Here is a 23,814-nt window from a genome sequence, read left to right on the forward strand (position 1 = left end):
CCTGTCGCGGGCTCTTTTGAGTGCTGTTTATCGTGCCACTGGCAGCCCAGTCACCACTCAGCCGTGCTTGATGCGGGTCTCCCCCGCCACCGACACCACAGAGCGCTTGCCCTTGCGACTGATGACGAGAAGCGCCAGCACGATAAGGGCGATGCCGCTCCCTTCCACCGGCCCCGGGTTCTCCCCGAGCAGCCACCAGGAGAGCAGCACGCCGGTCACCGGCACCGCCAGAGTGCTGAGGCCGGCGATACCCGCTGGCAGTTTTTTCAGCACAAACAGCCAGAGACTCCAGGCGATGGCGGTGGCGAAGATGGCGCTATAGGCCAGCGCCCCCATCACGTAGGGCTGCCAGTCGATGGGGCGCTCCGGCACCAGCGCCGCCACCAGCGCCATCACTATGGTTGCGTAGATCATCTGCCAGGTGGTGAGGGACATCAGATCCACCCCGGGATGGCGGGCATACATCCGCTTGGCGATGATGGCGCTGATCCCCCAGCAGATACCGGAGGCAATCCCCAGCAGCGCACTCTTCATGGAATCCAGGTGCAGTTGCCAGGGCTGGATCACCAGCAGCAGCCCGCAGGCGGCCACTCCGACCGCCAGATAGTGCAGCTTGCGCATCCGCTCACCGAGAAAGAGCGCCGCGAAGATCACCACCCAGAACGGCATGGTGTAGCTCAGAATAGCCACCTTGCCCGCCCCGCCGCTGATCAAAGCCCACTGGGCCAACCCCACCATGCCGCAGGTCTGGAACAGGGCGATGGCGAGGGTATAGCGAAACGGAGTGGGTTTGAGATAACGGCGCCCGCGCAGGGCCAATACCAGCAGCAGAACCAGAGATCCGCACAGGCAGCGAAGGGCGGTGAACTCGAAGGCCCCCGCGTAGAGCATCACCTGCTTCATCACGATCCAGCTGTAACTCCAGATGGCGGTGAGCAGGATCAATCCCACCAACGCCGCCATATTGATCTTTCCACTCATTTGTTTGTTACTCACCTCTTGTCACTCATTGCGCCAGGTCTGTTCTCGGCGTATTGCCCGCGCTTGAAGGCGGCCATCTTACGCCGCTCATCCTCCGCTGACCATGACTGCCCCAAAATGAACAAGGGGGCCGACGGCCCCCGCAATCACACTCAACCCGAGCTGGAACACCTAGCGGCTTATAAGAGTTCCCGTCTTGCCGGCAATGCAGTCGGCGGCCTTCTCCAGCAAGGTGATCAGGGATTTGCGCCCCGGCATGGAGGTAGCGAACGAGAGCGCCGCCTCCACCTTGGGCAGCATGGATCCCTTGGCAAACTGCCCCTGTGCAATAAAGCTGTTGGCATCGGCCACGCTCAGGGTATCGAGCCACTGCACATCGGGCTTGCCGAAGTTGATGGCCACTTTCTCTACCGCGGTAAGGATGATCAGCATGTCGGCGTCAATCAGTTCCGCCAGCTTGGCACTGGCCCAATCCTTGTCGATCACCGCACTGGCTCCGCGCAGGTGATTGCCCTCCCGCAGCACCGGGATGCCGCCACCACCGACGGTGATCACCACCTGACCGGCGGCCAGCATGGCAGAGACGGTCTCTTTCTCGATGATATCGACGGGTTTGGGGGATGCCACTACCCGGCGATAGCCACGGCCGGCATCCTCTTTGAGCCGCTCGCCCCTAGCCATCAATGCTTCGGCCTCCTCCTTGCTGAAGAAACCGCCGATGGGTTTGCTCGGGTCCTGGAAGGCGGGATCGTTTTTATCCACCTCCACCTGGGTCACCAGTGTAGCGACCGGCTTGTGAATACCACGCGCCAGCAAGGCCTCGCGCAGGGCGTTTTGCAGGTCATAACCGATATAACCCTGACTCAGGGCCACGCAGACCGACATGGGCAGATGGGGCGCCTTGGGGTCATGGCGGGCAGCCACCTCGAACGCCTGCTGGATCATCCCCACCTGCGGGCCGTTGCCGTGGGTCACCACCACCTCATGCCCCTGGGCGATCAGGTCGGCAATGGTGCCCGCCGTGCTCTGCACCGCCTTCATCTGCTCGGGCAGGTTGTTGCCCAGCGCATTGCCTCCAAGGGCCAGTACGATTCTCTGTTTCATCTTGTTATCTCCAGTGATGGGACAAGCCGGCGCAATACCGGCCCACCTTTCGTTGTTCACATAACCTTGCTGATTTGCGTATTTCGAACGGATTGTCAGACGGCCACAGTGGAGCAAGGCGAGTGCAGCTCCGGCGCCAACGCCGGATCAAAGGGCGTTCTGGCCAGAAAGCGGCCGTGACCACGCCGCCCGAGGAACTCGCCATCGCGGGCGACTATATCGCCGCGACTGAGGGTCAGCCTGATCCGGCCGGGGCAGCGCATCCCATCGTAGGGGCTGTAGTCACCGTTGTCGTGCAGCAGTGGGTGAGAAATCAGGGTGTCACCGCGGGGATCCATCAGCACTAGATCAGCGTCGGCCCCCGGTTGAAGATTGCCCTTGCGCGGCCAGAGGCCAAACAGGCGCGCCGGGTTGGCGCTGGTGAGGGCCACGAAGCGGGACGGCGAGATGCGCCCGCCCAACACCCCGTGGGCAAACAGCAGCAGCATCCGGTTCTCGACGCCCGGCAAGCCGTTGGGGCAGCAGCTGAAATCGCCCCCCGAGAGGGTCATGCGCTGGGCGTGGGAGAAGTTGCAGTGATCGGTCGCCACCGTATCGATGTCGCCCGCAGCGATACCGACCCACAGCTTGTCCTGCTCGCGGCGTGAGCGCAGCGGCGGGCTCAGCAGATAGTCGACCCCGTTCTCCCGGTAGTAACAGGAATCATCCAAAAGCAGATATTGCGGGCAGGTCTCCACCCAGACTGGCTGGCCCTGACGACGCGCCAGTTTCAGATACTCCAGTCCCAAGCCATTGGAGAGGTGGACGATATAGAGCGGCGCATTGCCAGCGAGCCCCGCCAGATTGATCATCCGGGCCACAGCCTCCGCCTCGCACTCCAGCGGGCGGCTTTGCGGGTGATACCAGGGTTCATGGTGACCGGCGGCCAATAGGGCCGCACGGCGCGCCGCGATGGCGGCATCGTTCTCGGGATGGACGGTGGCAAGCGCCCCCACCTCCTTGAGGCGGGCCAGGGCGCGCAGCACGTCATGGTCCCCCAGCTTGTACTGGTAGGTGAGATAGAGCTTGAAGCTGCTGATCCCCTCCTCCTGCACCATGGCGGCCATCTCGTGGAGGATGGCGTCATCCACATGCTGGACAACGCCGTGAAAACTGTAATCGATCACCGCCTGATCGGCGGCATAGTCGTGATAGCGGGCCAGCTGGTGATGCAGATTGCACCCCGCCGGGCCAAATCCCATGTGATCGACTATGGTGGTGGTGCCACCACAGGCGGCAGCACGGGTACCGCTGAAAAAGTCATCGCAACTGCGGGCAATGCCCACATCGATGTTGAAGTGGGTATGGACGTCGATGCCACCCGGCATCACATAACAGCCGCTGGCATCGATCACGTCGGTCTCGCCATCGGGCTGGATAGCGGCGGCCCGCGCGCGGATCACCCCGCTCTCGATCAGCAGATCCTGACGATATTCACCCTGCGCATCGACCAGCACACCGTTTTTGATCAGCCGTTTCATTCCCACCACCTCGAACATCACTTCAAACAGCAAAGCCCCGCCTCAATGGAGTCGGGGCACTTGCCACACTTGCAACAGACGGGCGGTGATGGCAGTCACCACCCGGCAGCCCCCTTACTTGTCCAGCTCGGCCAGATAGAGCATGGGGATCACGGCGTACATGGCGGCGCACTTGACCAGATGCTCTTTCCAGGTCTTCTCGTTCGGCGCGTGGGCTTCCGGCTCTTTACCCGGGCCAAAACCGATGACTGGAATGCCGTGGCGACCCATGATGGAGACACCGTTGGTCGAGAAGGTCCACTTGTCCACCACCGGCTCCTTGTTGAACAGCTCGCGATAAGCCTTGGAGAGGGTTTTGACGGTGATGTGATCCTCTTCCACCTTCCAGGTCGGGAAGTAGCACTCGGTCGGGTAGACCAGACCGGTATAGGCCGGACGGTCGTACTGGTACATGGAGACCTCGGCACCGGCGGCTTGCACCGCAGGCAGGGCGCGGATCTCGTCGAGTGCCCCTTGCCAGGTCTCGCCCCAGGTGAGACGGCGGTCGATGGAGACGGCGCAGCTGTCCGCTACGGCGCAGCGGCTCGGCGAAGTGAAGAAGATCTCGGAGACGGTCAGGGTGCCCTTGCCGAGGAAGTCGTCGTTGCCGAGGTTGTGGCTCAGCTCCTGCAGCTCGCCAAGGATCGGGCCCATCTTGAAGATGGCGTTGTCACCGCGCTCCGGCGCAGAGCCGTGGCAGCTGACACCCTGAACTTCAACGCGGATCTCCATGCGACCACGCTGGCCACGGTAGATCTGGCAGTCGGTGGGTTCGGTACTGACCACGAACTCGGGGCGGATCTTGCTCTGCTCGATGATGTACTGCCAGCAGAGGCCATCGCAGTCCTCCTCCTGCACGGTACCGGTCACCAGCAGGGTGTACTGATCTTCCAGTCCCAAATCCTTGATGATCTTGCCCGCATAGACCATGGATGCCATGCCGCCTTCTTGGTCAGATGCGCCGCGGCCACCGATGATCTCGTGATCTTCCATCCCCTCATAGGGGTCGAACTTCCAGTTGGCCATGTTGCCGACGCCCACGGTATCGATGTGGGCATCCATGGCGATCAGGTGCGGGCCGTGGCCGATATAGCCCAGCACGTTGCCCATGGGGTCGATCTCGACCTTGTCAAAGCCAACCTTCTCCATCTCCTGCTTGATGCGCAGCACGACGCGCTCTTCATCGCAGCTCTCGCTCGGGATGGCGATCATGTCGCGCAGGAACTGACTCATCTCGGCCTTGTACTGGTAGGCCTTCTCCAACACCATTTCAAACGGAATTTGCTTGCTCATTGTGATTCTCCATAACAACTGAGAGTGCGCGGCCTGTTCGTCGGCCGCGCCCTGTGCCCGTTACCGCGCACCGTTGGCGAGGCGCGATCAGTTCTTCAATTCGTCTCTCTGCTCTCGCAGGGGTTACTCACAGCCGGGGTTAATCGCAGGCAGGATGTTTGCCTTCCCACACCACTTCCCGGTAGTGGGTCACATCGGTGTCCCCTTCGGTGTTGATGATCAGCACCACGGAGTCGCGACTTAACCCGAGGCGCGCCATCAGCGCTGCGCGATCCGGGTGGTGACGTACTGCCGCCAGCACGCCGGTACCGACCGAGCCGGACTCACCGGAGATGATGCGTGGATCATTGCCAAGGGGGTTGCCGAGCACTCTCATGCCCAATGCCGACACCTTGTCGTGACAGGAGATGAACTGGGTGGTGCAGCTTCTGAGCAGCGGCCAGCCGAGCGGATTGGGTTCACCGCAGGCGAGACCGGCCATGATGGTGCGCATGTCGCCCCCCACGTTGACCATCTCCCCCGCCACACCGGAGCGGAAGATGCAGTCGGCCTGATCCGGTTCGACCACGATACTGTGCAGGTTTTTCGCCCCGAAGCAGTCCACCAGATAACCGAGCACACCGCCCGCCAGCGCACCAACGCCAGCCTGCAGCAACACGTGGGTCGGCTGCTTGATGCCCATGGCCTGCATCTGCTCGACCGCTTCGTCGGCCAGGGTGGAGTAACCCTGCATGATCCAGGTCGGGATCTTGGTGTAGCCCTCCCAGGCGGTGTCCTGCACTATGTGCCAGCCGCGCTCTTCGGCCATCTTCATGGTTAGGCGCACGGTGTCGTCATAGTTCATGTCGGTGACGATGCACTCGGCACCGAGATTGAGGATGTGGTCAACCCGCTCCTGGGCCGAGCCCTTGGGCATGTAGACCACCGCATGCTGACCCACCTGTTTGGCGGCCCAGGCAACGCCACGACCGTGGTTGCCATCTGTGGTGGTGGCGAATGTCATCGGCTCCTTGATGGTGCGTTTGATGAGATCGAAGGAGAAATCCTCGATGGCCACCCCGTACTTTTCACAGAGCAAGTTGGCGATGGCATAAACGCCACCCAGCATCTTGAAGGCGTTGAGGCCAAAGCGCTTTGACTCGTCCTTGACCAATATATTTTTCACCCCGATATAGGCGGCCAGATCTTTCAGGTCGCACAATGGGGTCGGTTCATAACCGGCCAGTTTTTTATGAAAAGCGCGAGCCTTTTGTGCTTCGGCGCGAGAAAACAGCGGAGATGGCTCGGCGGTAAAAAAGCGGTTATCGGCAATATCCATCTTCAGCGAAAATTGGGACATGCTTACCTCACTAGGCGTTACCTGACAAAGAGCTGCCTCGCCGGGAGATCCGTTATTCAGATACCACGGGGAGAAAACTCGAAATAATGAATTCGACAGTATGGGCAGGATGAATATTCACCCTGCCCTGCCGTTATTTATTTCACCCGCTTTTGCGCCTCTTTAATCAGATTTTCCAGAGTTTCTGCCGGGGCGGAAAATTTACGGGCCATGATCATGGCGGCGATAATATAGGGCTTCCAGCTCGCCTCTTTGTAAGTGGCGATACGGTATTTCTCGAATACCCCTTCGGTCACTTCGCCCTCTTTGCAGGAGACGCCGGAAATATCGGCCGGTAGGCAGTGCATATAGAGCGCCTCGCCCCCCTTGGTGAGCTTCATCATCTCCTCAGTGCAGTGCCAATCCTTGTGCTTGGCGTTCTGCTCAAGGCAGTGTTTCTCCAGCTCTTTGAGGCAGGCGTGATCATTGGCGCGCAGCAACTCGGTGCGCTGCTCCATCACCTTGTAGGGGGCCCAGGACTTGGGATAGACGATATCCGCATCCTTGAAAGCCTCTTCCATGGAGGTGACCTGACGGAAGCTGCCGCCGGAGGCCTTGGCGTTCTCTTTGGCCACTTCGATCACATCCGGGATCAGGTCATACCCTTCCGGGTGGGCCAGGGTCACGTCCATACCGAAACGGGTCATCAGACCAATGATGCCCTGGGGCACGGAGAGCGGCTTGCCGTAGCTGGGGGAGTAGGCCCAGGTCATCGCAATCTTCTTGCCCTTGAGGCTCTCCAGGCTGCCGAAGTGCTCCTGCAACCAGGCGAGATCAGCCATGGACTGGGTCGGGTGATCAATGTCGCACTGCAGGTTGACCAGCGCCGGACGCTGGGGCAGCACTCCCTTCTCGAACCCTTCATCCAGTGCGGCGCCCACTTCGCGCATATAGGCGTTACCGGCACCGAGGAACATGTCGTCACGGATCCCGATGGCATCGGCGCAAAACGAGATCATGTTGGCGGTTTCACGGACGGTTTCGCCATGGGCGATCTGGGATTTGCCCTCATCCAGATCCTGCTGGGCCAGGCCGAGCAGGTTCAGGGCAGAGGCGTAAGAGAAGCGGGTTCGGGTGGAGTTATCGCGGAAAACCGAGATACCGAGCCCGCTGTTAAACAGTTTGGTGCAGATATTTTCGGCGCGCAGGGTCTTGAGGGATTCGGCCAGTTTCAATACCAGCTCCAGCTCCTGAGGAGTTTGCTCCCAGGTCAGCAGAAAATCTTTTTCATGCAGGTTGGATTTGAGTGCTCTGATCTCTTTGATTAATTCGTTAACTGCTTTCATCGTTCGCCCCAATCATTGGATGAGATATGGATAGCTCCCCTTTCACTCACGATGTCACCAGCATCCCGGTTGTGGGTGAGCGCGTCGGTTAGCTTCGATATGAGGCAATCAATAACCGTGCCAAACCAATAAAATGCAGGCAGATATTAATAAATGGCAAAAGTGTGTGATGCCACCCACAAAATCAGCGGCTATTTCAGCGATTTAATCCATAAAAAGGTGAGCGGATCAGCCAAGCCATAAAATAGCCGAGTGATAATAATCAGAGGCGATATCTCGGCATCGGTGAGAATTATCATCAAAGGTCAGTTTCAGGGGCTGAAATGATATCGACGGGGCTGTTGTTATCATTATGATAATGCCCGCAACACCTTTTCTCTTGGAATGATCTCTCCAGCGTTGACACTGCTGCTATCTCGCTTCCCCTGCACTCCCGTATCGCCTCTCGCCTTATCTTCCGGCCACATCGCTGGGCGCGGTTGGCCCAAGGTGCTAACGTGAATACGCCAGCTGCGCATCTGTCTCGGATGCTCAGAAGAGCCCGACGTTCACTGCCGCAACTGCGCGGAAGAACCTGCATGACTTACATCTTTGAGGGATTATCTATGTCCAGGAATGCCGCTCTGCTCATCACCCTGACCCTGCTCGGGATCGCCCCTGCCTACGCCATCAGCGCCAAATATGCCGAGCAACTGGAGCGATCCGGTTGTACCCAGGTTACCGAGGCGCAGGGCTGTGACATTCACAAAACCAAAGCGGAAAATGCCAAGGCGGGATTTGGCACGGCTGCCCCTGCGGCGGAGGGCGGTCTGAATCTGAGCTATGAGCAGAAGCTGGAGCGCTCGGGTTGCACTCAGGTGAGCGAGCTCAATGGCTGCGATATCAACAAAACCAAGGCTGAGAACGCGGCTGCCGGTGTTGGCAATGCTCCGGCCGCGGCAACCAGCGGCAGCCCCTATACGGGCAACTGGATCGCCACCTTCCCCCAAACCGGCGCCACCGTGGCCAATATCCGCATCGATGGCAAGGATCAGGTGTGGGTCAACGACAAGAAGGTCAATGCCAAAAAATCCGATGGCGCGCTGGTGTTCAAGGATGGCATGGTCATCTACACCATTCAGGGGGATCGCCGCATCAAGGGTGAAGATGGCTGGGTCGATAATGATGCCGGCACCAAGGGGCCCATCAACGCCAAGTAAGCAGCTGACCACGAAATGACGGGGAGCACAGGCTCCCCGTTTCACACCTGATTGCCCATCGCTTCCAATGACCAGCTCCACCAGCGAGGCGCCAGAATCAATACCTCCTGCTCCAGCCAAGTCCCGTCTGTGATCAGTTTATCGAGCCAGGGAACGCCTGCCAACGCGCCATGACTATCGACCTGATCAGCCTGCTTAGTCACACGCCAGGGCACCTTGCCACTGTCCGTCGCAAAGGTGCGTACCGGACGGGCATAGTGATCCAGATAAGGTTGCAGCTCACAGGGAAGCCAGAGCATGGCCGGTCGATTTAGCTCGCGCGCCAGCTCGACGGCAATATCGATACCCCGTTGATCGAGATCACCGAAATGTGCCCACTGCACGCCCGCAGGCAGCAGCGGGATCAGCTGTTTGGCCAGGGAGGTATTGCGACCGGGAGCAAAGAGCAGCAGTTGCCCGGGTTGCAGCGGGTAGTCGACAAAGGCCCCCTTGTTCTCCACCGTAATGACCCGTTCCCCCTGCCAGCCGATGGCCGCCAGCATGCCCAGAGTCCGCTCCGGCAACGCCAACTCTCCCAGCAGCGCCATCATTACCGTCATATCGTGCTGCTGGCCTTGCCGATCGACCAGTGAGAGCGGCTCGAGGGTGCGGATGCGGATCACCTCATCTTGCGTGAGCGTCAAGTCCGCAAGCATTGGCGCTGCAAGGGATGCTGATCGCGAATGCTTGCTGTCCCCATGCCAGAGGGCATAAAAGCAGGCCTGATTGAGCCGTGCAGGCAAACTCACTCCCAAACGTTGCAGCAGCTCACCCTTGTCCGGTTCGGGGTGCTCTGCCCGTGCCAGTTGTCCGGTCAGATAAGTCCGCCCCGCGTCGGTCAACGCATAATGAGCACCTCGGCCAACCGGCTTGATCCCCGCCACTGCCTGCAACAGATCCTTCAACTCGCGGCCATGCCGACTCTCAAGGGAGCAGCCCTTTCCGTTCTGGCTATCGAGCAACCGTGCACACAAATCCTGTACCCGCACCTCATCAAACAGCGACATCATCACTTCTCCATGTGGCTTCATATGACGAAGTAGAGGTGATTTTCCCTGTCATTACCGTGACCGGCTTCGCAAGCGGTTCTTATCAGCCCCGCCATGCATGGCCCGTTACTGGTAAACCCGCCACAAAGGGCGCAAGCTGGTTTGATATAGAGATACGTTGCGCTCTTCGCGACACGACAACGAGACCCCCGCTTTCACAAGGGCTTGCCATGACCGACGCCACAGACCCATTGCCATCCTCTTCCTGGCATCTTTCGGATATCCGCGAGCTGGCGCACCTGCTGACTCTGGCGCTGCCCGCCGCGGTAGAGATCACCGAAGCGGTACATCAGGCGGTACTGAGCGGTATGGGGCTCAAGGGACGGGATGAGGGAAAAACAGCCGGGATCACCGGGCTGGTCTACAAGGGGGTACATGGCACCGCCAACACCCTAAGCAGCGGTATCAACCAACTACTCAGCAGCCTGCCAGCCACACCGCCGCCCCACCAGATCCCCGAAACCCCGAAACGTGCAGCCCTGATCGCCACGCTCAACGGCATGTTGGGGGACAAGCTGGTCGAGCACCACAATGCCCTCGCCACCCCCATGACACTGCGCTATCAGGGCAAGCCCCTCGATTGGCAAGCGATGCCAAAGGATCTACCCCGCGAGGGACGGGTGCTGCTGATGATCCATGGCCTCTGCATGAACGATCTGCAGTGGCAGACCGAGCATCAAGGCAAGCCGGTCAATCACGGGGAGCAACTTGCCAACGCGCTTGGCTATCAGCCTCTTTACCTGCGCTACAACTCGGGCCTGCCCATCGCACAAAACGGGCAGCAACTTGCTCTGTTGCTGGAGCAGTTGCTCGCCCACTGGCCGGGAGAGCTCAAAGAGATAACGATAATGGGCTATAGCATGGGGGGACTGGTTGCACGCAGCGCCTGCCACCATGCCGGCGTGGCCGGGCTCACCTGGCCTGCGCACCTTGCCAACCTGATATTTCTCGGCACACCACATCATGGCGCACCGCTCGAACATGCAGGTCACTGGCTGGAACAGTTGTTGCCCGCTACCGCCTACAGCGAACCCTTCGTCAGACTGGCGCGGCTGCGCAGTGCAGGCATCAAGGATCTGCGCCACGGCAAGGTGATCGACGAAGTGGCCCAACCCGACCCCGCCGTGCCCTTGCGCGATCCCCGCGTTCCACTCCCCTTACCCTGCAGCGTCAACTGTTATGCCATCGCCGCGACCACTGCCGCCAAGCGCAGCCTGCTGGCCGACCGGCTGATTGGCGATGGACTGGTGCCGCTACGCAGTGCCCTCGGTCAGCACAACGAAGCGCGCCATCAGCTGGCTTTTCTTCCTGCCCATACCCTGATTGTCTATCGCACCAGCCATATGGCCCTGCTCGCCAACCCGCAGGTTGGCCAGCAACTGCTGCGCTGGCTCAGCCCTTGCAGTTATAGCGAACTGGCTATTAAAGCAACAGAATGCTGGTTCACACAGGAGCCCTGTGGCACTCTGGGACGTCAAAGGGAAGACCCACACTGACACTTGATGTGTCCCCACTGCAAAGGAGCGCCACCGATGGCCAAAGCAAGCAAGAAAGAGATCAAGAAGAAGATCGCCGCTCGTCTTGAGAAAATTGCCAAGCATGAAGGCAAGATCAAGAAGCTGAAGAAGGCCCTGAAGTAGGGCCCACCGCATAAGAAAAACCGCCAATAGGCGGTTTTTTCATCCCCCTTTCGCCCCTTTACCATCGTTTTGATACCAATGGCCTTGATGTAAACGCCTCAAGCGCACCTCAGCAGAACAACCCGACTGAAGCCACGCACGTTCTCATCGCTGATATTTGGTCTAACAGCGCCAATCGGGCGCCGCGCGCCCCCTTGCCAGCAACTACCTTCAACGGAGTGTTTGATATGAGCCAGCAGTGGAGCGCCATATGTACTCTTACACCCTCACCTTCAAGGAAGATGTCGATCGCCTGACCGCCCCCGAGCAGGAGATCACCTTGCAAAGCCCCGCTCAGGCGGGGGATTTTATTATCCTCTCCGACGGCAGCCGCCATCAGGTGATGTTTGTCATCCACCGAGCCCACTTCAGCAGCCTCTATCTCGATAAAGGGGTCAGGGTGCCACAAACCTAGCGCAGCTCATCTCTCTATTTTCGAAAGCAAAAGAGCGGCACCTGGCCGCTCTTTGATCTCTCTTTATGTGGATTTGCTGTCACAGCACCTTGATCACCGGTTGATGCACTATCTCGACGTCGTCTTTATAGACCACCAGCTCACCCGATGGCACACCTCGCTCACCCAGTATGGTGACGACGCACTCGTAGCGATAGGGGCCGCTCGTGAAGAGATAGGTATGATTGCCCCCCGTCCCCTCCACCCTGACGGTGCCATTTTTCAGCACCAGATCCGGCTTGTCGGCGAGCTTCTTGCCCTTGGCCCAGGAGGCGTAGCGATAATGGCCATCGTCCAACTCGTCGATGCGGATGGTAAATTTCTCGGTCTGCCACATCAAAGCGGGGTTCTTGTACTCCCGCACACTGGGATGCAGATCGCTCTTCTGCCTGGCGATAAGCTCGGCTTTCAATTTGGCGGCCTGCGCCGTCTGATGATTGATACCGATCACCTTGCCATCAAAATCCATCCAGACCTCGCCACTGCCCAGCATAATGCCGCGCCAGCCCATGGTCTGCCAATCCTGCCCGACCCGGGATGTAGCGATGCTTGTTAAAATGACGTCATCAAATACCTCGTCAAAACGGGTCAGCATCTCCGCCGGGGTTTTGATGGCAGGAATGGGATACTCCTGCTTGAAGGGATACTTCATCTGGTTGGCAAGGGCCTGATGATCCCGGGCTTCTGCCGCATCGACCAACTGCTGCACAAAGGGGCGATATTCGGCCGGCAACTGCTCTTCATCGGCTGATGCGGGAAGTGCGACCCACAATGTTCCCAGCAACAGCAGGTCCTTCACCCCATAACGTCCCCGCACCTCATTGCTCTTGCGGCTAAACAGCGCCCTGACATTCCATCTTGCCACTTTCATTCTGCCTGCTCCCCATATACATAGTCCTGCCAACCATTTTCAGTTAATGCTTGTCACTCATGCGTCCACTGCTCCAGCCGTTCTGGTTAAACGGTTCAGAGGGCGACACGGTAATTCGTTCAGAGTATCATCAGTTACATTTATACATACAAATGTTTTATAAACATCGTGTTGATCAAGTTTTTATTATTTATGCAAGTATACAATGTATCTACATAATATTATCTTTCACTTACCGTGCTCACAGGTGAATACTTGAACTCAAGGATAGAATGTCTACTTGACAAAGTACACTCAACAATTGTTGAACATGAAAAGGCCAGCGTTCATAATGGTGTAAACTTCAATCTATTTTCCATCCTTAATATTGAAAAAGATGAGGTCGGTACACATTCAAGGTTTATATATGAGCTATTAAATCCTAGAGGTGCACACAATCTTGGTTATTTTCCTGTAAAGACCCTTCTTGAAATAATCAACTTGGATGTCGATGCTCATAGCATAGAGGTTCGACGAGAGGATTTAACTAGATCAGGAAGAAGGATAGATTTTACCATCAGCACCAAAAGTCATCTGATCGGCATTGAAATGAAAATTGATGCTGGAGATCAATGTAATCAACTTAATGACTATTATGATGAGTTATTTTTTCGTGCAAAAAATAATGAAAGGGTATCAATATTTTATCTCACTTTAAATGGTAAAGAACCATCACTATATAGTTTAGGAAAACTACCAATAGAACATATCAATTGTATTTCTTTTGATATACACATTTTAACATGGCTTCAGAAATGCGTAGCACAGGCGCCTAACGAGTCAGTAGTAAAACAAACCCTTAATCAATATCTATCATTGGTGGAAAAATTGACTCATAAAAATAGCCTTATCCCTGCTCTCTCTACCGAAATTGCTGGTTCTACTGAGAAAATGCTCGCTGCCTTATCGATATCTGAAGCGGTCGTTTATGCACAAGAACGTATTATGAGATTGTTTTGGAACGAACTGAATGCAAAACTAATCTCTGTAGGGAAGAAACCTGAAATATATGGCGGAAGTAATATAGATGACATTTGTCATGCATATTTTTTCAAAAGCAAAAACCATCGTAACATTGGAATACGCTACTGTATATATGAAGATAGTTTCAAGAGTATATGGACCTACATAAATGTGTATTCATGGCTACATTATGGCCTGCGCTGTCATGACAAAAATAACCAACTGTGTGTTAACCAAGAGCTAAAGTTGTCAGTCAACAACAATGTTGGGGTGGGTAACGCAGTTTCAGCCAAGGACCCTAATTGGTTATCTTGCTATTACTTTGATCCAGAACAAGGATGCCCACATCCAATAGCATTCGAAGAATATGAAAAAAATGAAAGCTGCACCTATGTTTATTTTACTCAAGTTGAAAATAGAACTCTTCGTATCGAGCAACTAATACAACACATTTTTAGAATGGAAAGTAGTTTCCAATCTCTTTTCACATAATACATGCAAGCCGTTTACAACAATGTCCTTCTAATAAAATTATCTAAGGACTTCAACCTTTACTTTGATAATCCCGTCACGAATATTGCCGATGGCGCTAAAGGCTGATTTGGAGAGATCGATAATACGCCCCCTTTTAAAGGCGCCGCGGTCATTGACCTTGACCACTACACTCTTGCCGTTGGCGAGGTTGGTAACCCGCACCATGGAGCCAAAGGGCAATTCCATATGGGCGGCGCTATTGAGGTTGTTGCGATAGATCTCGCCGCTGGCGGTCTTTTTACCGTGATAGCGGTCGGCATAATAGCTGGCGTAACCGGTCTCGCTATAGCCGCGCCAGCTACCGCCGTGACGCTCGTCATAACGGCTGCTACAGGCTACAAGTAGCAAACAGAGTGATATTACTAGAATTTCGCCCACTCTATTATGCATAACATTATCCTTGTTAAATAAAGCATCTAACATGAAAATTATTTATCTATACTTTCATGTATGAAATCATTCAATGTTTTATCAATATTCCTACAAAAAACCTGATACTCATCATAAACACAACCAGATAGAGGAAGCTCTGGATTTATTTTATTATCTATGTGATGTCTGATATGCCAACGAGCCATGCAAATGTTCGTATAAATCGTTCTATATCTATCCATCCAGATATTAAGCTTGCTTCGCTCTATTCCCCCGTTACTAAAAACCTCATCTCTAAAAACTCTAGTTTCACCAACCAAATATGACAACTCATTATTAATATCATCCAAATACCCATGAATGATTTGATATGATACTCGTTGGGAGCGATTAAGATGGATGGCGACATCAACAAAAAAACCATTAAAAACACAAGCTCTTATCTTGCTTGGAAATGCACCACTAAACTCTTTATTACAGATATGCTTTATATTTCCCTCTAGAGTTAATTGTGCATTTTCTAACTGAGCATCAATATCGGAAAGCTCAAGAAACATATTATTTTTAATTCTATTTCTATTGATGCGAGCCTGTATAAATGCATAGAACTGAGCGGACAGAAATCCGACTAGGGCTGTGACAATTGGCAGAACAACATCTTTGTCTATCACCATAATAGCCCTCTTCAATCTTTTGAAAACGGGAGGCCTGCCTCCCGTTTTCATACGTTACCTATCAGGCAATCAGCTTATCATCGCTAAAGCCGAAGCCACGCAGGCCCACCACATGCACATGCTCGTGCTTGCCTTGCACCTTGCGGATGAGCTTGTAGGTGGTGCCCTTCTCGGGGCTGATGTTCTCCGGCGCCGCGATAAGCAGCTGCATATCCTGCCGCTCGCACAGCTCGAACAGGGTGGCGATGGATTTGCCATCCAGACGGGCCGCTTCGTCGAGGAACAGCAGACGGCAGGGGGCGATATCCTTGCCGCGCAGACGGCGGGACTCCTCCTCCCAGCTGATCAGTACCATCAAGAGGATGGCCTGGCCGGTACCGATCGCCTCGCCGGTGGAGAGCGCGCCGCTCTCGGCCCGCAGCCAGCCATCGGCGCCGCGCTGCACCTCGATCTCCAGCTCCAGATAGTTGCGATAGTCGAGCAGCACATCGCCCATCACCTGATAGCTGCGATCCCCCTGCTCGATCTGCGGATTGAGACGCTGGAACAGCTTGGCCATCGCCTCGGAGAAGCTGAGCTCCTTGTCGGCGAACAGATCGTTGTGCATGGCGGTTTGATCGGCCAGCGCCGTCAGCAGACGGGTATGGGCCTCGCGGATATTGACGTTGAGACGCACCCCGCGCACCAGACCGAAGGCGATGTTCTGCAAGCCCTGGTTGAGCACCCGGATGCGGTTCTGCTCGCGGCGGATGATGTTGGTGATCTTGGCCGCCACCTCGTGGGAGGAGAGCGACAGATGGGTTTCCCGCTGCTTGAGCTCATCGGCCAGACGGGCCAGCTCGATCTCCATCTCCTCGATCGCTTCCACCGGATCATCGGAGCGGATGATGTCGTTGCGAATACGATCTTTGAGGTAGCGGTAGACCTGCACGTAGAAGGCGACCTTCTGTTCGGTGCTACGGTTGCCCTCAGAGAGACGCAGCGCATCGCGCAGGGCCTCGTCGTGGGCCACAGCCACCCGCAGGGCGCCGAGGGCCTTGTCCGACATGGAGCGCAGCTCGTCGCTGTCAAGATAAGCCAGTTCACGCTTGTTGAGGCGCTTCTCGACGTCGGTCTCCCGCGCCAGCCGCACTACCCGCGACCAGCTCGCCTTGTGCCCCACCAGAGATTTACGGGCGCTGTAGTAATCCTTGCCTTCCAGCTTGAGACGACCGCCAAGGGATTCGATCTCGCGCTTGGTGACCTGCAACTGGGCCTCGGCGCTGGTGCGACGGGAACGGGTGCGGATCAGCAGCTCTTCAATCTCTTTCTTGTGGGCACGCGCCTTCTCTTCCATATCGTCAGAGAGGGTCAGCCCCATGGCCGCCAGCTCCTGCTCGAACTCGGTCAGGGTCTGGCGCTTGGCCTCGACGCTGGAGTTAAGCGCCGTGCGCAGTTGTAGCGCCTCGGTGTGACGCTGGGCAATCTGCTTGTGCTGCTCGCCGGCGGTGCGGGCGGCAAGCTCGGCCGCCTTGAGCTTCTCTTTGAGTCGCTCGCTCATTTCAGAGGCCTTGCCCAGCAGGTCTTGCGCATCCTGATAGGCAAAGTGCGGCAGACGGGCCACCAGCTGATCGAGGGCGTAGCAACGGCGCTTCTGCTCGGCCAGCAGGTCGCTCACCTCATCGTAGGCAGCCTGCAGCGCGGCCAGATCCTGCGGATCCTGACGCAGTACCTGCACCATGGTTTCCAGCTTCTCCAGCGACTTGCCGTGTTTGGCGATAAAGGCTTCGGCCTGTTTCAGGGCTTCCACATCGGCGTGAGCCGCCTCGAGGCGGGCCGCCAGATCAGTCTCGGCAAACAGGTGGGCAAAGGGCAGCATCCCCTGCACCAGCTGGATATGGCGGGTCAGCTGGGCGGCGGCCGCTTTGGCATCACTCAGCTGCTTGTCGCACTCACCGATGGCACCTTGCAGCGCGCGCAGCTCGGCCTGTTTGGCCTGCACTTCGGCTTCGGGGTCGGGGCGGAAGGCGATATCCAGATGCTGGCCGATAAAGTCGCGGAAGTGACCGTAGAGACGGTGGTACTTCTGCTGCTCGAAGGCGGCCTTGGCGTAACCCTCGATCAGCCCTTCACGCTCAAGGTCGAGCTGCTCGATCCGTTTTTCCCGGGCTGCACGGCCAAACAGCGGCAGCTCGGGGTAGCGGGAGAAGCGCACCTGACGCTTGCTGGTGCGCACCAGCACGGCGTCCCCCAGCTCATCCGCTTCCACCAGATCCTCGTCAAAGGAGTCGGGGTTGCCCTGAATCAGGTAAATATCTTCCGGGCAATCTTCCAGCTTTTTCAGCCGCTCGATGGCACCTTCGAGGTCGAGCACCACCAGGGCGCTGCGAGCCGGGCCGTAGAGCGCGGAGTAGTAAGGGGCATCGTCGATGGAGATATCGTCATAGACATCGGAGAGCAGCACGCCCCCCACCTGCTCGGCGATGCGAGCCAGCCGCGGATCTGCCTCACCAGCCCCCAGCTGCAGGTTGCGAATTTGCAGCTCCAGCGCCTGTTTCTGCGCCGCGATGCGGTTGCTCTCCTGTTCGAACTCGCGCTCCTTGTCGAGCACTGTCTGCATACCGGCCGAAAGCTCTTCAGCGGTGGAGAGCGGCAGACCGCTCTGCTCGCGCAGCTGCTCGAGTTTTTCAAAGGATTTGAGCCAGCGCGGCGCCAGCTTGGTCAGCTCCGCAATATCACGACCCAGCTGGGTGCCCTGATGCTCGAGGCTGGCGCGGCGTTGGTTCACCTCCGCCTGCTGCTCGGAGAGCTCCTCCTGACGGGTGCGCTGGGCTTCGAGGAAGATCTCCAGCTCATCGCTGTTGGCAATCAGCTGGCCAGAGGCCTGCTGCAGCTCGTCACGCAGCTTGAAGAGACTCTTCTGGCTTTCGCTCTCTTTCTCGAGGCGAGCCAGCGCGGCGCGCAGCCCCTGCCCCTGGGCAATGCGAGCCTTGTCTTCGATATGACGCTTGAGCAGCGCCTGCGCGGTGGGCCAGGCGGCCTCGCGCACTGTCTCCGGGGCGATGCTGAGCAGCAGCGCCAACGCCGCTTCGTGCTCGGCCACCGCCGCCTTGGCCAGTGCCAGCTGTTGCTCGGCCCCCAGCACCCGGCTGGTGAGGCTCTGCTCGGCTGCGCGGAACTGATGCAGGGTGTCGCTCGCCTGTTCGGCGGTCAGCCCCGGCAACTCGCACTGCTCGCGGGCAGCATCGAGGGCCTGCACCGCCTGACGGTACTGGATGGCGCGGGTCTGCTGGATATCGAGCGCCTGCTGGTAGTCGGCCAGCTGGGTCTTGAGGCTGTCGACTTCTGCCTGCGCCAGCTCCTTGCGCTCTTCCACTTCCAGCAGCTGGCTGTGGATCTCTTCCACTACCGCCTGCTGCTGTTCGAGTTTGTCAGAGAGATCCGCCAGATCGGCGCGATACATTTCGATCTTCTTCTGCAAGCTGACAGCCGCCATCACCTTGGCCAGATGCTCGGAGGCAGACTCCAGCTCGTCGGTCAGCAATTTTTCGCGGTTGGTGAGCTGCTCCACCTCGTCGGCCAGATAGATGGCGCGCTGCTTCTCTTCGGCCAGAATACGGCGCTTGTCGGCCAGCTCCTGGCGCGCCTTGAGGGCCAGCTCGGAGAGGCGGCTCTTCTCGGCGGCATTGCGCACATAGTCGGCGGCCACATAGTGGGTGGTCTCGGTGATCAGGTTCTTGAACAGATCCCGCTGACCCTGGGTCTCCTTGATGGCCTCCAGCGTGCGGCGGTTTTCATAGATGGCCGCCTCCATGTCTGCAAACGCCTTGCGCACCCCGGAGTTCTCCGGCAGCAGGTATTCGCGCAGGGAACGGCTGATGGACGAGGAGATGCCGCCGTAGAGGGAGGCTTCGATCAGGCGATAGAACTTGCCGCGATCTTTTTGATCACGCAGCTTCTTCGGGGTGATGCCGAACTCGAACATAAAGTTGTGATAGTCGGTCACCGTATTGAATTTGGCGACTTTCAACGCCCCCAGCTCGGCGGCCGCCCCTTTCAGGTCGGTAAAGGCGCGTACCCGCCCCTTGCCGCCATCGAGCTTCTCCAGCAGCAGATCGGTCGGCGCCAGATTCTCCGGCACATCCACCAGCGCAAACGGGGTGATGTTGACCTTGTTGTCGCGGTTGGCCACCTGCTCGAGGTGAACGCCGACCCAGATCCGCTGTTCGCGGCTGTTCATCACTTCCAGCAGGGAATAGCAGTGCCCGCGCTGCAGCTTGCCGTAGAGCCCCTTGTCACGGGAGGCGCTGCTCGATCCCGCTTCCGTGGTATTGCGGAAATGGAGCAGTGACTGGTCAGGGATGAGCGCTGCGATAAAGGCCGCCATGGTGGTGGACTTGCCCGCGCCGTTGCCGCCGGAAAGAGTGGTGACCAGTTGGTCGAGATCGAAGGTCCGGGCAAAGAAGCCGTTCCAGTTGACCATGGTCAGGGATTTGAACTTGCCTCGCACCGGTTATACCTCCAGATCCAGTTGTTCTTCATCGAGATCCGCCTCGATGTCATCAAAGAGCGAGTCGCTGCTCGGCATTTCGTCGTCGTGGAAGATGGCTTCACCCTCCTGGATCATCCGCAGCTGGACGGCACGCGGATCTTCATCGGAGCGCACGTCGGCGGCGAAACGGAACACCGATTCGTTGACCCGAAATTTATCGCCATTGCCAAGAGCGGTGATCATGCCAAGGCGGCGCAGACGGCGCATGGAGGTACGGATCTTTTCGAGCAACTTTTTCTTGTCGAGATCGGTACCGCCGGAGCGGCTGTTGACCATCCGCAGCAGCTGCTTCTCGTCGGCGAGGCTCAGCACCTCTTCCTGCAGCTCAGCCATGGCGAATACCCCTTCCGAGGCGAGACGATCCGGACTCAGGTAGAGGTAGCAGAGCACCTTGCCCACCAGCATATCGAGCTCGGAGAGCACAGTGGTGCCGATATCGGAGCTCGGGCGCGGGCGCAGGTAAAAGAAGCCTTCCGGCGCCTTGATCAGCTCCACCTGATAGCGGCCGTAGAAGATCTCCAGCTCGCTGTGATATTCGACCAGCGCCGAATGCTGCTCGAACTCGTCGGCACTGATGTGGCGGCCGGAGCGCAAGGCGGTATCGATGCGCGGAAACAAGGGGTTGGCAATCGCCTCTGCAAGGCGCAGCGGCAAGGGAAACTCAGAATTGATCAATGACATAGGCCTGAACCTTGGATCCAGCTTGGTTAATGGGTTTCCATGCGGGTTGGCGATGCAGTTCGCGCTCGCCGCTGGCATGGCCCAGGCGCACGGCCTGGTCGATCAGAAGACGCGCCACATCGAAGTGGGCATGAGCCGGGTAGTCCAGCAGGTATTCCCGCAGCACATCGGCCAAGTCCAGCTGCAGCCCCTGCTCGGGGTAGCGGGCCAGATAACGCTCGATGCGCTCGGCCAGCTCCTGGTTGATGTCCACCATCTCGACGTACTCCATCTCGAGGGGCACCTCGCCGGTCACCTCCTCGTCGTGGATGGCGATGGTTTCGTCGCGCAGCTCCAGCAGACGGGGCTCTTCGGCCACCCGCAGTTGCCAGTTGTGCTGCTCGAAGTTGCGAATGGACTCGCGCAGCCGCTGGCTGAAGGCGCGGTTCTTGTCCATGTCGATGGCGTTGCGGATAAATTTGTGGACGTGCCTGTCGTAGCGGGACCAGAGCTCGATGCACTGCTGACCCCAGCTGGTGATGACGTCAAGGCGCCCCTGCAAGGCGTGAGTCAGCTCCTCGACGTGGAACAGATCGTCGCGCCCCTGTGCCGCTTCCTGAATATTGAGCAGCCCCGCCTGCAGGCGGTGGCCGGCAGCGTCCAAAGTATCTTGCAGCTCGCGCAGGGTCTGGCCGGTCTCGTGCAGCAGCTTTTCGCAGCTGTGAATGGCATCGACCCAGTTCTGGGTCAGCAGGGCCGCAATCTCGCTCTTGACCTGATTCTGCTGCTCATCCATGGCGCGCTGGGTGAGATCGATCCGCCCCAGCGTCTCTTCCAGCGAGAAGGTGAGGCGCGGCAGCACCTCGGCATCCCACTGCTCGCGAGTGTTGGTCTCGAGCGCAGCCTTGCGGGCTGTGTCGAGCTCGGCAGCCAGGTGTTCGAGCAGAATGGAGAGCTTGATGGAATCAACCTGACGCTGATCCATAAAGAAGTCGACGATGCTCACACCCAGGCGTGACAGGCGGTAGAGGCTCTCCCCCGCCACCATGTCGGTGTTGAAACGCGACAGCAGCTGCTGACGAATGAGATCGTTGATGGCGTTGTTGGCGCGACCGGTGAGGGTCTCGTCCATCTGGCCGAAGGCGCTGCTGACATAGCCGAAGGCATCGTGCAGCGCCGCTTCCGACAGGTCCGACTCATCTTCGGACAGGGTCTTGATTGCAATCAAAAAGGCCAGCCGGTCGGTTGGCAGGCTCAACGCCAACCCCTCCTGCCTGACCCATCCCACCATTTCGGGCAGGGTACGGGATGTACTCATCATGATGTTGTCATCTCGTTGTTGTATTGGGCGCAAAATCGTGCGCGCGGCTACATCCGGTAGCATCGAAAACAGGGTTCACATCGAAGTGAACCGCGAGCAATCAGCTGGCCGGCTTCTGGGCCATCACATGGATATAGCGACCGAGGGAGACAAAAGGCTCCTGACGGCAATATTGCTGCTCCATGGCCAGCAGATCGTCGAACTTCTCCACCTGATCCTGCTTGTGACGCATATAGTCGTGGATCACCCGCACCCCGGTCTTGCCGATGATGCGCAGCCCCCCGCGACCAATCCAGTCATAGACCTGCTCCGGCAGCTGGGGATTGGTGGGCGTAAGCGCTGTCTGGCGCTTCTTGCGAAGGCCAAGGCGCACATAGTCAAAATTGCCCACCACCAAGCTCTGGAACAGCAAACCATGACGGTTGTAGAAAAGCAGCGACAGTATGCCCCCGGCATTGACGAAAGGGAACAGACCCAGCAAGGTCTGGCGCGGCTCGGCGAGCCACTCCAGCACCGCATGGCAGAGCACCAGATCAAAGGTCCCGGTCACGTGTTGCTTCAGATCCTGAATGGGGCAATGGATGAGACGGATTTTGTCTTCCAGCCCCTTCTCGGCGATCTGGCTGCGGGCCAGTTCCAGCATTTCTGCTGACAGATCGCACAGCTCCACCTGATGGCCCATGGCCGCCAGCTTCTGGGCGAAATAGCCAAAACCGCCCCCCGCATCGAGGATGCGTAGCGGACGGTTGCCAAGGCGGGCCAGGCAGGCTTCGATGTCGCTCCAGACAATGGTGGTGCGGATGCGCCCCTTGGTGGAGTCGTAAATGTTGCGGGCGAACTTGTCGGCGCGCCCGTCAAAACTCTGATCGTGCTTCAAGGAGAAACTCAACATTAGCGCCACGGGGTTGTGGCCATCCCAAAAAAGAGAGGTATTCTGTCACATCCCGAATTTGCTGAAAACTCAAGGAAGTGTCTGCCGTGTTTGTGCTCAAAAAGTGGCTGGGTCAGCTGTTGATGCCGCTCCCCTTCTCCCTCTCCCTGCTGCTGATCGCCCTGCTGCTGCTCTGGTTCACCCGTTTTCAGAAAACCGGCAAGCTGCTGGCCACTCTCTCTCTGCTCATTGTGGCGCTGATGGGGATGCGGCCGATGAGCTATGAACTGGCCCGCGGGCTGGAACAAACCTTCCCGCCATTCGAGGTGAGCCAGCATCCCAACATCAAGGCCATCGTGGTGCTCGGCAATGGTCATGTCAGCGACCCGGCGGTGCCCGAGCGCTCCTGGCAAAACAATATTGCCCTGGCCCGCACTCTCGAAGGGGTTCGCCTCGCCCAGGCCTATCCTGAAGCCGAGCTGGTATTCTCCGGCTATGTGTCGGGAGATCCCCTCTCCAATGCCGAGGTCAATGCCCGGATGGCCGAGAGCCTTGGTATTCCCCGTTCGCGAATGACGTTGTTTGAAAACAACAAAGACACTCATGATGAAGCGGTCAGTATCAGCCGCCATCTGAAAGGAAAAGAGGTGGCGCTGGTCACTTCGGCCACTCATTTGCCACGTGCCATGGCCCTCTATCAGGGTCAGGGACTCAAGGCCGTGCCGGCCCCCACCGATTACACCGCCAAGCAGAGCCAGGTACCCCAGCCGCTCTACAGTTATTTACCCAAAGGACGTTATCTGATGTATTCCGAAGCTGCCATCCACGAATGGATTGGGGTATGGTGGGCTCGCTTGCGGGGGCAGGTTAACGAATGAGCGATCAAGCGTTTCATTCCTGATTTGGATCAGGAAAGCGAAAAAAAATTACGTCATTTGCCGCCGGGTCAGCTATCTT

Annotated in this window: 19 protein-coding genes; 5 read left to right on the forward strand and 14 right to left on the reverse strand. The window is 57.6% G+C overall.

Annotated elements, in window-relative coordinates; all coding sequences use genetic code 11:
• Positions 1 to 57 precede the first annotated feature (57 nt).
• From I6L46_RS06950 to ygeW, 6 genes are all read right to left on the reverse strand, one after another.
• Positions 58 to 981, reverse strand: coding sequence for a DMT family transporter (locus I6L46_RS06950; RefSeq protein ID WP_216978025.1), 924 nt, complete (start codon positions 979 to 981; stop codon positions 58 to 60).
• A gap of 171 nt (positions 982 to 1,152) precedes the next feature.
• Entirely contained in the window at positions 1,153 to 2,085 is a 933-nt protein-coding gene (gene arcC, locus I6L46_RS06955) for a carbamate kinase (RefSeq protein ID WP_216977735.1), read from the reverse strand.
• 95 nt (positions 2,086 to 2,180) lie between these two features.
• Positions 2,181 to 3,605 (reverse strand): dihydropyrimidinase, encoded by a 1,425-nt coding sequence (hydA, locus tag I6L46_RS06960; RefSeq protein WP_216977736.1) that lies wholly within the window; start codon positions 3,603 to 3,605, stop codon positions 2,181 to 2,183.
• Positions 3,606 to 3,719: 114 nt separating this feature from the next.
• Positions 3,720 to 4,937, reverse strand: a complete 1,218-nt coding sequence (locus tag I6L46_RS06965; RefSeq protein WP_101530615.1) for a YgeY family selenium metabolism-linked hydrolase — start codon at positions 4,935 to 4,937, stop codon at positions 3,720 to 3,722.
• A 139-nt stretch (positions 4,938 to 5,076) separates the two neighbouring features.
• The gene (dpaL, locus tag I6L46_RS06970; RefSeq protein ID WP_040070005.1) at positions 5,077 to 6,276 is read right to left on the reverse strand and encodes a diaminopropionate ammonia-lyase; all 1,200 of its coding nucleotides are present in this window, start codon (positions 6,274 to 6,276) and stop codon (positions 5,077 to 5,079) included.
• A 137-nt stretch (positions 6,277 to 6,413) separates the two neighbouring features.
• Positions 6,414 to 7,601, reverse strand: a complete 1,188-nt coding sequence (gene ygeW / locus I6L46_RS06975) for a knotted carbamoyltransferase YgeW (protein WP_040070007.1) — start codon at positions 7,599 to 7,601, stop codon at positions 6,414 to 6,416.
• Between the two features lie 605 nt (positions 7,602 to 8,206).
• Here ygeW and I6L46_RS06980 point away from each other — a divergent pair.
• Positions 8,207 to 8,800 (forward strand): hypothetical protein, encoded by a 594-nt coding sequence (locus I6L46_RS06980; RefSeq protein WP_040070009.1) that lies wholly within the window; start codon positions 8,207 to 8,209, stop codon positions 8,798 to 8,800.
• A 41-nt stretch (positions 8,801 to 8,841) separates the two neighbouring features.
• Here I6L46_RS06980 and I6L46_RS06985 read toward each other — a convergent pair whose 3' ends face one another.
• Positions 8,842 to 9,846, reverse strand: coding sequence for a Wadjet anti-phage system protein JetD domain-containing protein (locus I6L46_RS06985; protein ID WP_216978026.1), 1,005 nt, complete (start codon positions 9,844 to 9,846; stop codon positions 8,842 to 8,844).
• A gap of 212 nt (positions 9,847 to 10,058) precedes the next feature.
• On the opposite strand from I6L46_RS06985, the gene I6L46_RS06990 reads away from it, so the two are divergent.
• On the forward strand, positions 10,059 to 11,384 hold the full coding sequence (locus I6L46_RS06990) for a triacylglycerol lipase (RefSeq protein ID WP_254203141.1): 1,326 nt from the start codon (positions 10,059 to 10,061) through the stop codon (positions 11,382 to 11,384).
• 394 nt (positions 11,385 to 11,778) lie between these two features.
• Positions 11,779 to 11,982 (forward strand): hypothetical protein, encoded by a 204-nt coding sequence (locus I6L46_RS06995; protein WP_216977737.1) that lies wholly within the window; start codon positions 11,779 to 11,781, stop codon positions 11,980 to 11,982.
• Between the two features lie 79 nt (positions 11,983 to 12,061).
• Here the strand turns inward: I6L46_RS06995 and I6L46_RS07000 are convergent, their stop codons facing one another.
• On the reverse strand, positions 12,062 to 12,892 hold the full coding sequence (locus tag I6L46_RS07000; protein ID WP_216977738.1) for a hypothetical protein: 831 nt from the start codon (positions 12,890 to 12,892) through the stop codon (positions 12,062 to 12,064).
• A gap of 255 nt (positions 12,893 to 13,147) precedes the next feature.
• On the opposite strand from I6L46_RS07000, the gene I6L46_RS07005 reads away from it, so the two are divergent.
• Positions 13,148 to 14,386: a PD-(D/E)XK nuclease family protein gene (locus I6L46_RS07005; protein ID WP_216977739.1), complete on the forward strand. Its 1,239-nt coding sequence runs from the start codon at positions 13,148 to 13,150 to the stop codon at positions 14,384 to 14,386.
• A gap of 39 nt (positions 14,387 to 14,425) precedes the next feature.
• Here I6L46_RS07005 and I6L46_RS07010 read toward each other — a convergent pair whose 3' ends face one another.
• The 6 genes from I6L46_RS07010 to cmoM all read right to left on the reverse strand — a co-directional run bounded on the left by I6L46_RS07010 (position 14,426) and on the right by cmoM (position 22,863).
• Complete coding sequence (locus tag I6L46_RS07010) at positions 14,426 to 14,818, reverse strand: septal ring lytic transglycosylase RlpA family protein (RefSeq protein ID WP_216977740.1); 393 nt, start codon at positions 14,816 to 14,818, stop codon at positions 14,426 to 14,428.
• A 38-nt stretch (positions 14,819 to 14,856) separates the two neighbouring features.
• A complete protein-coding gene (locus I6L46_RS07015) occupies positions 14,857 to 15,474 on the reverse strand; it encodes a hypothetical protein (protein ID WP_216977741.1) in 618 nt (205 codons plus the stop codon).
• A 61-nt stretch (positions 15,475 to 15,535) separates the two neighbouring features.
• A complete protein-coding gene (mukB, locus tag I6L46_RS07020) occupies positions 15,536 to 19,963 on the reverse strand; it encodes a chromosome partition protein MukB (protein ID WP_216977742.1) in 4,428 nt (1,475 codons plus the stop codon).
• Between the two features lie 3 nt (positions 19,964 to 19,966).
• Positions 19,967 to 20,686 (reverse strand): chromosome partition protein MukE, encoded by a 720-nt coding sequence (mukE, locus tag I6L46_RS07025; RefSeq protein ID WP_005336835.1) that lies wholly within the window; start codon positions 20,684 to 20,686, stop codon positions 19,967 to 19,969.
• Positions 20,667 to 21,986 (reverse strand): chromosome partition protein MukF, encoded by a 1,320-nt coding sequence (mukF, locus tag I6L46_RS07030; RefSeq protein WP_216977743.1) that lies wholly within the window; start codon positions 21,984 to 21,986, stop codon positions 20,667 to 20,669. The genes mukE and mukF overlap by 20 nt, the downstream gene beginning before the upstream one ends.
• A gap of 100 nt (positions 21,987 to 22,086) precedes the next feature.
• Positions 22,087 to 22,863: a tRNA uridine 5-oxyacetic acid(34) methyltransferase CmoM gene (cmoM, locus tag I6L46_RS07035; protein WP_033113262.1), complete on the reverse strand. Its 777-nt coding sequence runs from the start codon at positions 22,861 to 22,863 to the stop codon at positions 22,087 to 22,089.
• 101 nt (positions 22,864 to 22,964) lie between these two features.
• On the opposite strand from cmoM, the gene elyC reads away from it, so the two are divergent.
• Positions 22,965 to 23,735, forward strand: coding sequence for an envelope biogenesis factor ElyC (gene elyC / locus I6L46_RS07040; protein WP_216977744.1), 771 nt, complete (start codon positions 22,965 to 22,967; stop codon positions 23,733 to 23,735).
• The last annotated feature ends 79 nt before the right edge of the window (positions 23,736 to 23,814 follow it).

The sequence above is a fragment of the Aeromonas sp. FDAARGOS 1416 genome (genome assembly GCF_019048085.1).
Taxonomy (GTDB): Bacteria; Pseudomonadota; Gammaproteobacteria; order Enterobacterales; family Aeromonadaceae; genus Aeromonas; species Aeromonas veronii.

Bases quoted from the DNA above. Each gene is read 5' to 3' on its own strand.
- I6L46_RS06950 (WP_216978025.1), bottom strand. From the start codon at position 981: ATGAGTGGAAAGATCAATATGGCGGCGTTGGTGGGATTGATCCTGCTC.
- arcC (WP_216977735.1), bottom strand. From the start codon at position 2,085: ATGAAACAGAGAATCGTACTGGCCCTTGGAGGCAATGCGCTGGGCAAC.
- hydA (WP_216977736.1), bottom strand. From the start codon at position 3,605: ATGAAACGGCTGATCAAAAACGGTGTGCTGGTCGATGCGCAGGGTGAA.
- I6L46_RS06965 (WP_101530615.1), bottom strand. From the start codon at position 4,937: ATGAGCAAGCAAATTCCGTTTGAAATGGTGTTGGAGAAGGCCTACCAG.
- dpaL (WP_040070005.1), bottom strand. From the start codon at position 6,276: ATGTCCCAATTTTCGCTGAAGATGGATATTGCCGATAACCGCTTTTTT.
- ygeW (WP_040070007.1), bottom strand. From the start codon at position 7,601: ATGAAAGCAGTTAACGAATTAATCAAAGAGATCAGAGCACTCAAATCC.
- I6L46_RS06980 (WP_040070009.1), top strand. From the start codon at position 8,207: ATGTCCAGGAATGCCGCTCTGCTCATCACCCTGACCCTGCTCGGGATC.
- I6L46_RS06985 (WP_216978026.1), bottom strand. From the start codon at position 9,846: ATGTCGCTGTTTGATGAGGTGCGGGTACAGGATTTGTGTGCACGGTTG.
- I6L46_RS06990 (WP_254203141.1), top strand. From the start codon at position 10,059: ATGACCGACGCCACAGACCCATTGCCATCCTCTTCCTGGCATCTTTCG.
- I6L46_RS06995 (WP_216977737.1), top strand. From the start codon at position 11,779: ATGTACTCTTACACCCTCACCTTCAAGGAAGATGTCGATCGCCTGACC.
- I6L46_RS07000 (WP_216977738.1), bottom strand. From the start codon at position 12,892: ATGAAAGTGGCAAGATGGAATGTCAGGGCGCTGTTTAGCCGCAAGAGC.
- I6L46_RS07010 (WP_216977740.1), bottom strand. From the start codon at position 14,818: ATGCATAATAGAGTGGGCGAAATTCTAGTAATATCACTCTGTTTGCTA.
- I6L46_RS07015 (WP_216977741.1), bottom strand. From the start codon at position 15,474: ATGGTGATAGACAAAGATGTTGTTCTGCCAATTGTCACAGCCCTAGTC.
- mukE (WP_005336835.1), bottom strand. From the start codon at position 20,686: ATGTCATTGATCAATTCTGAGTTTCCCTTGCCGCTGCGCCTTGCAGAG.
- mukF (WP_216977743.1), bottom strand. From the start codon at position 21,986: ATGATGAGTACATCCCGTACCCTGCCCGAAATGGTGGGATGGGTCAGG.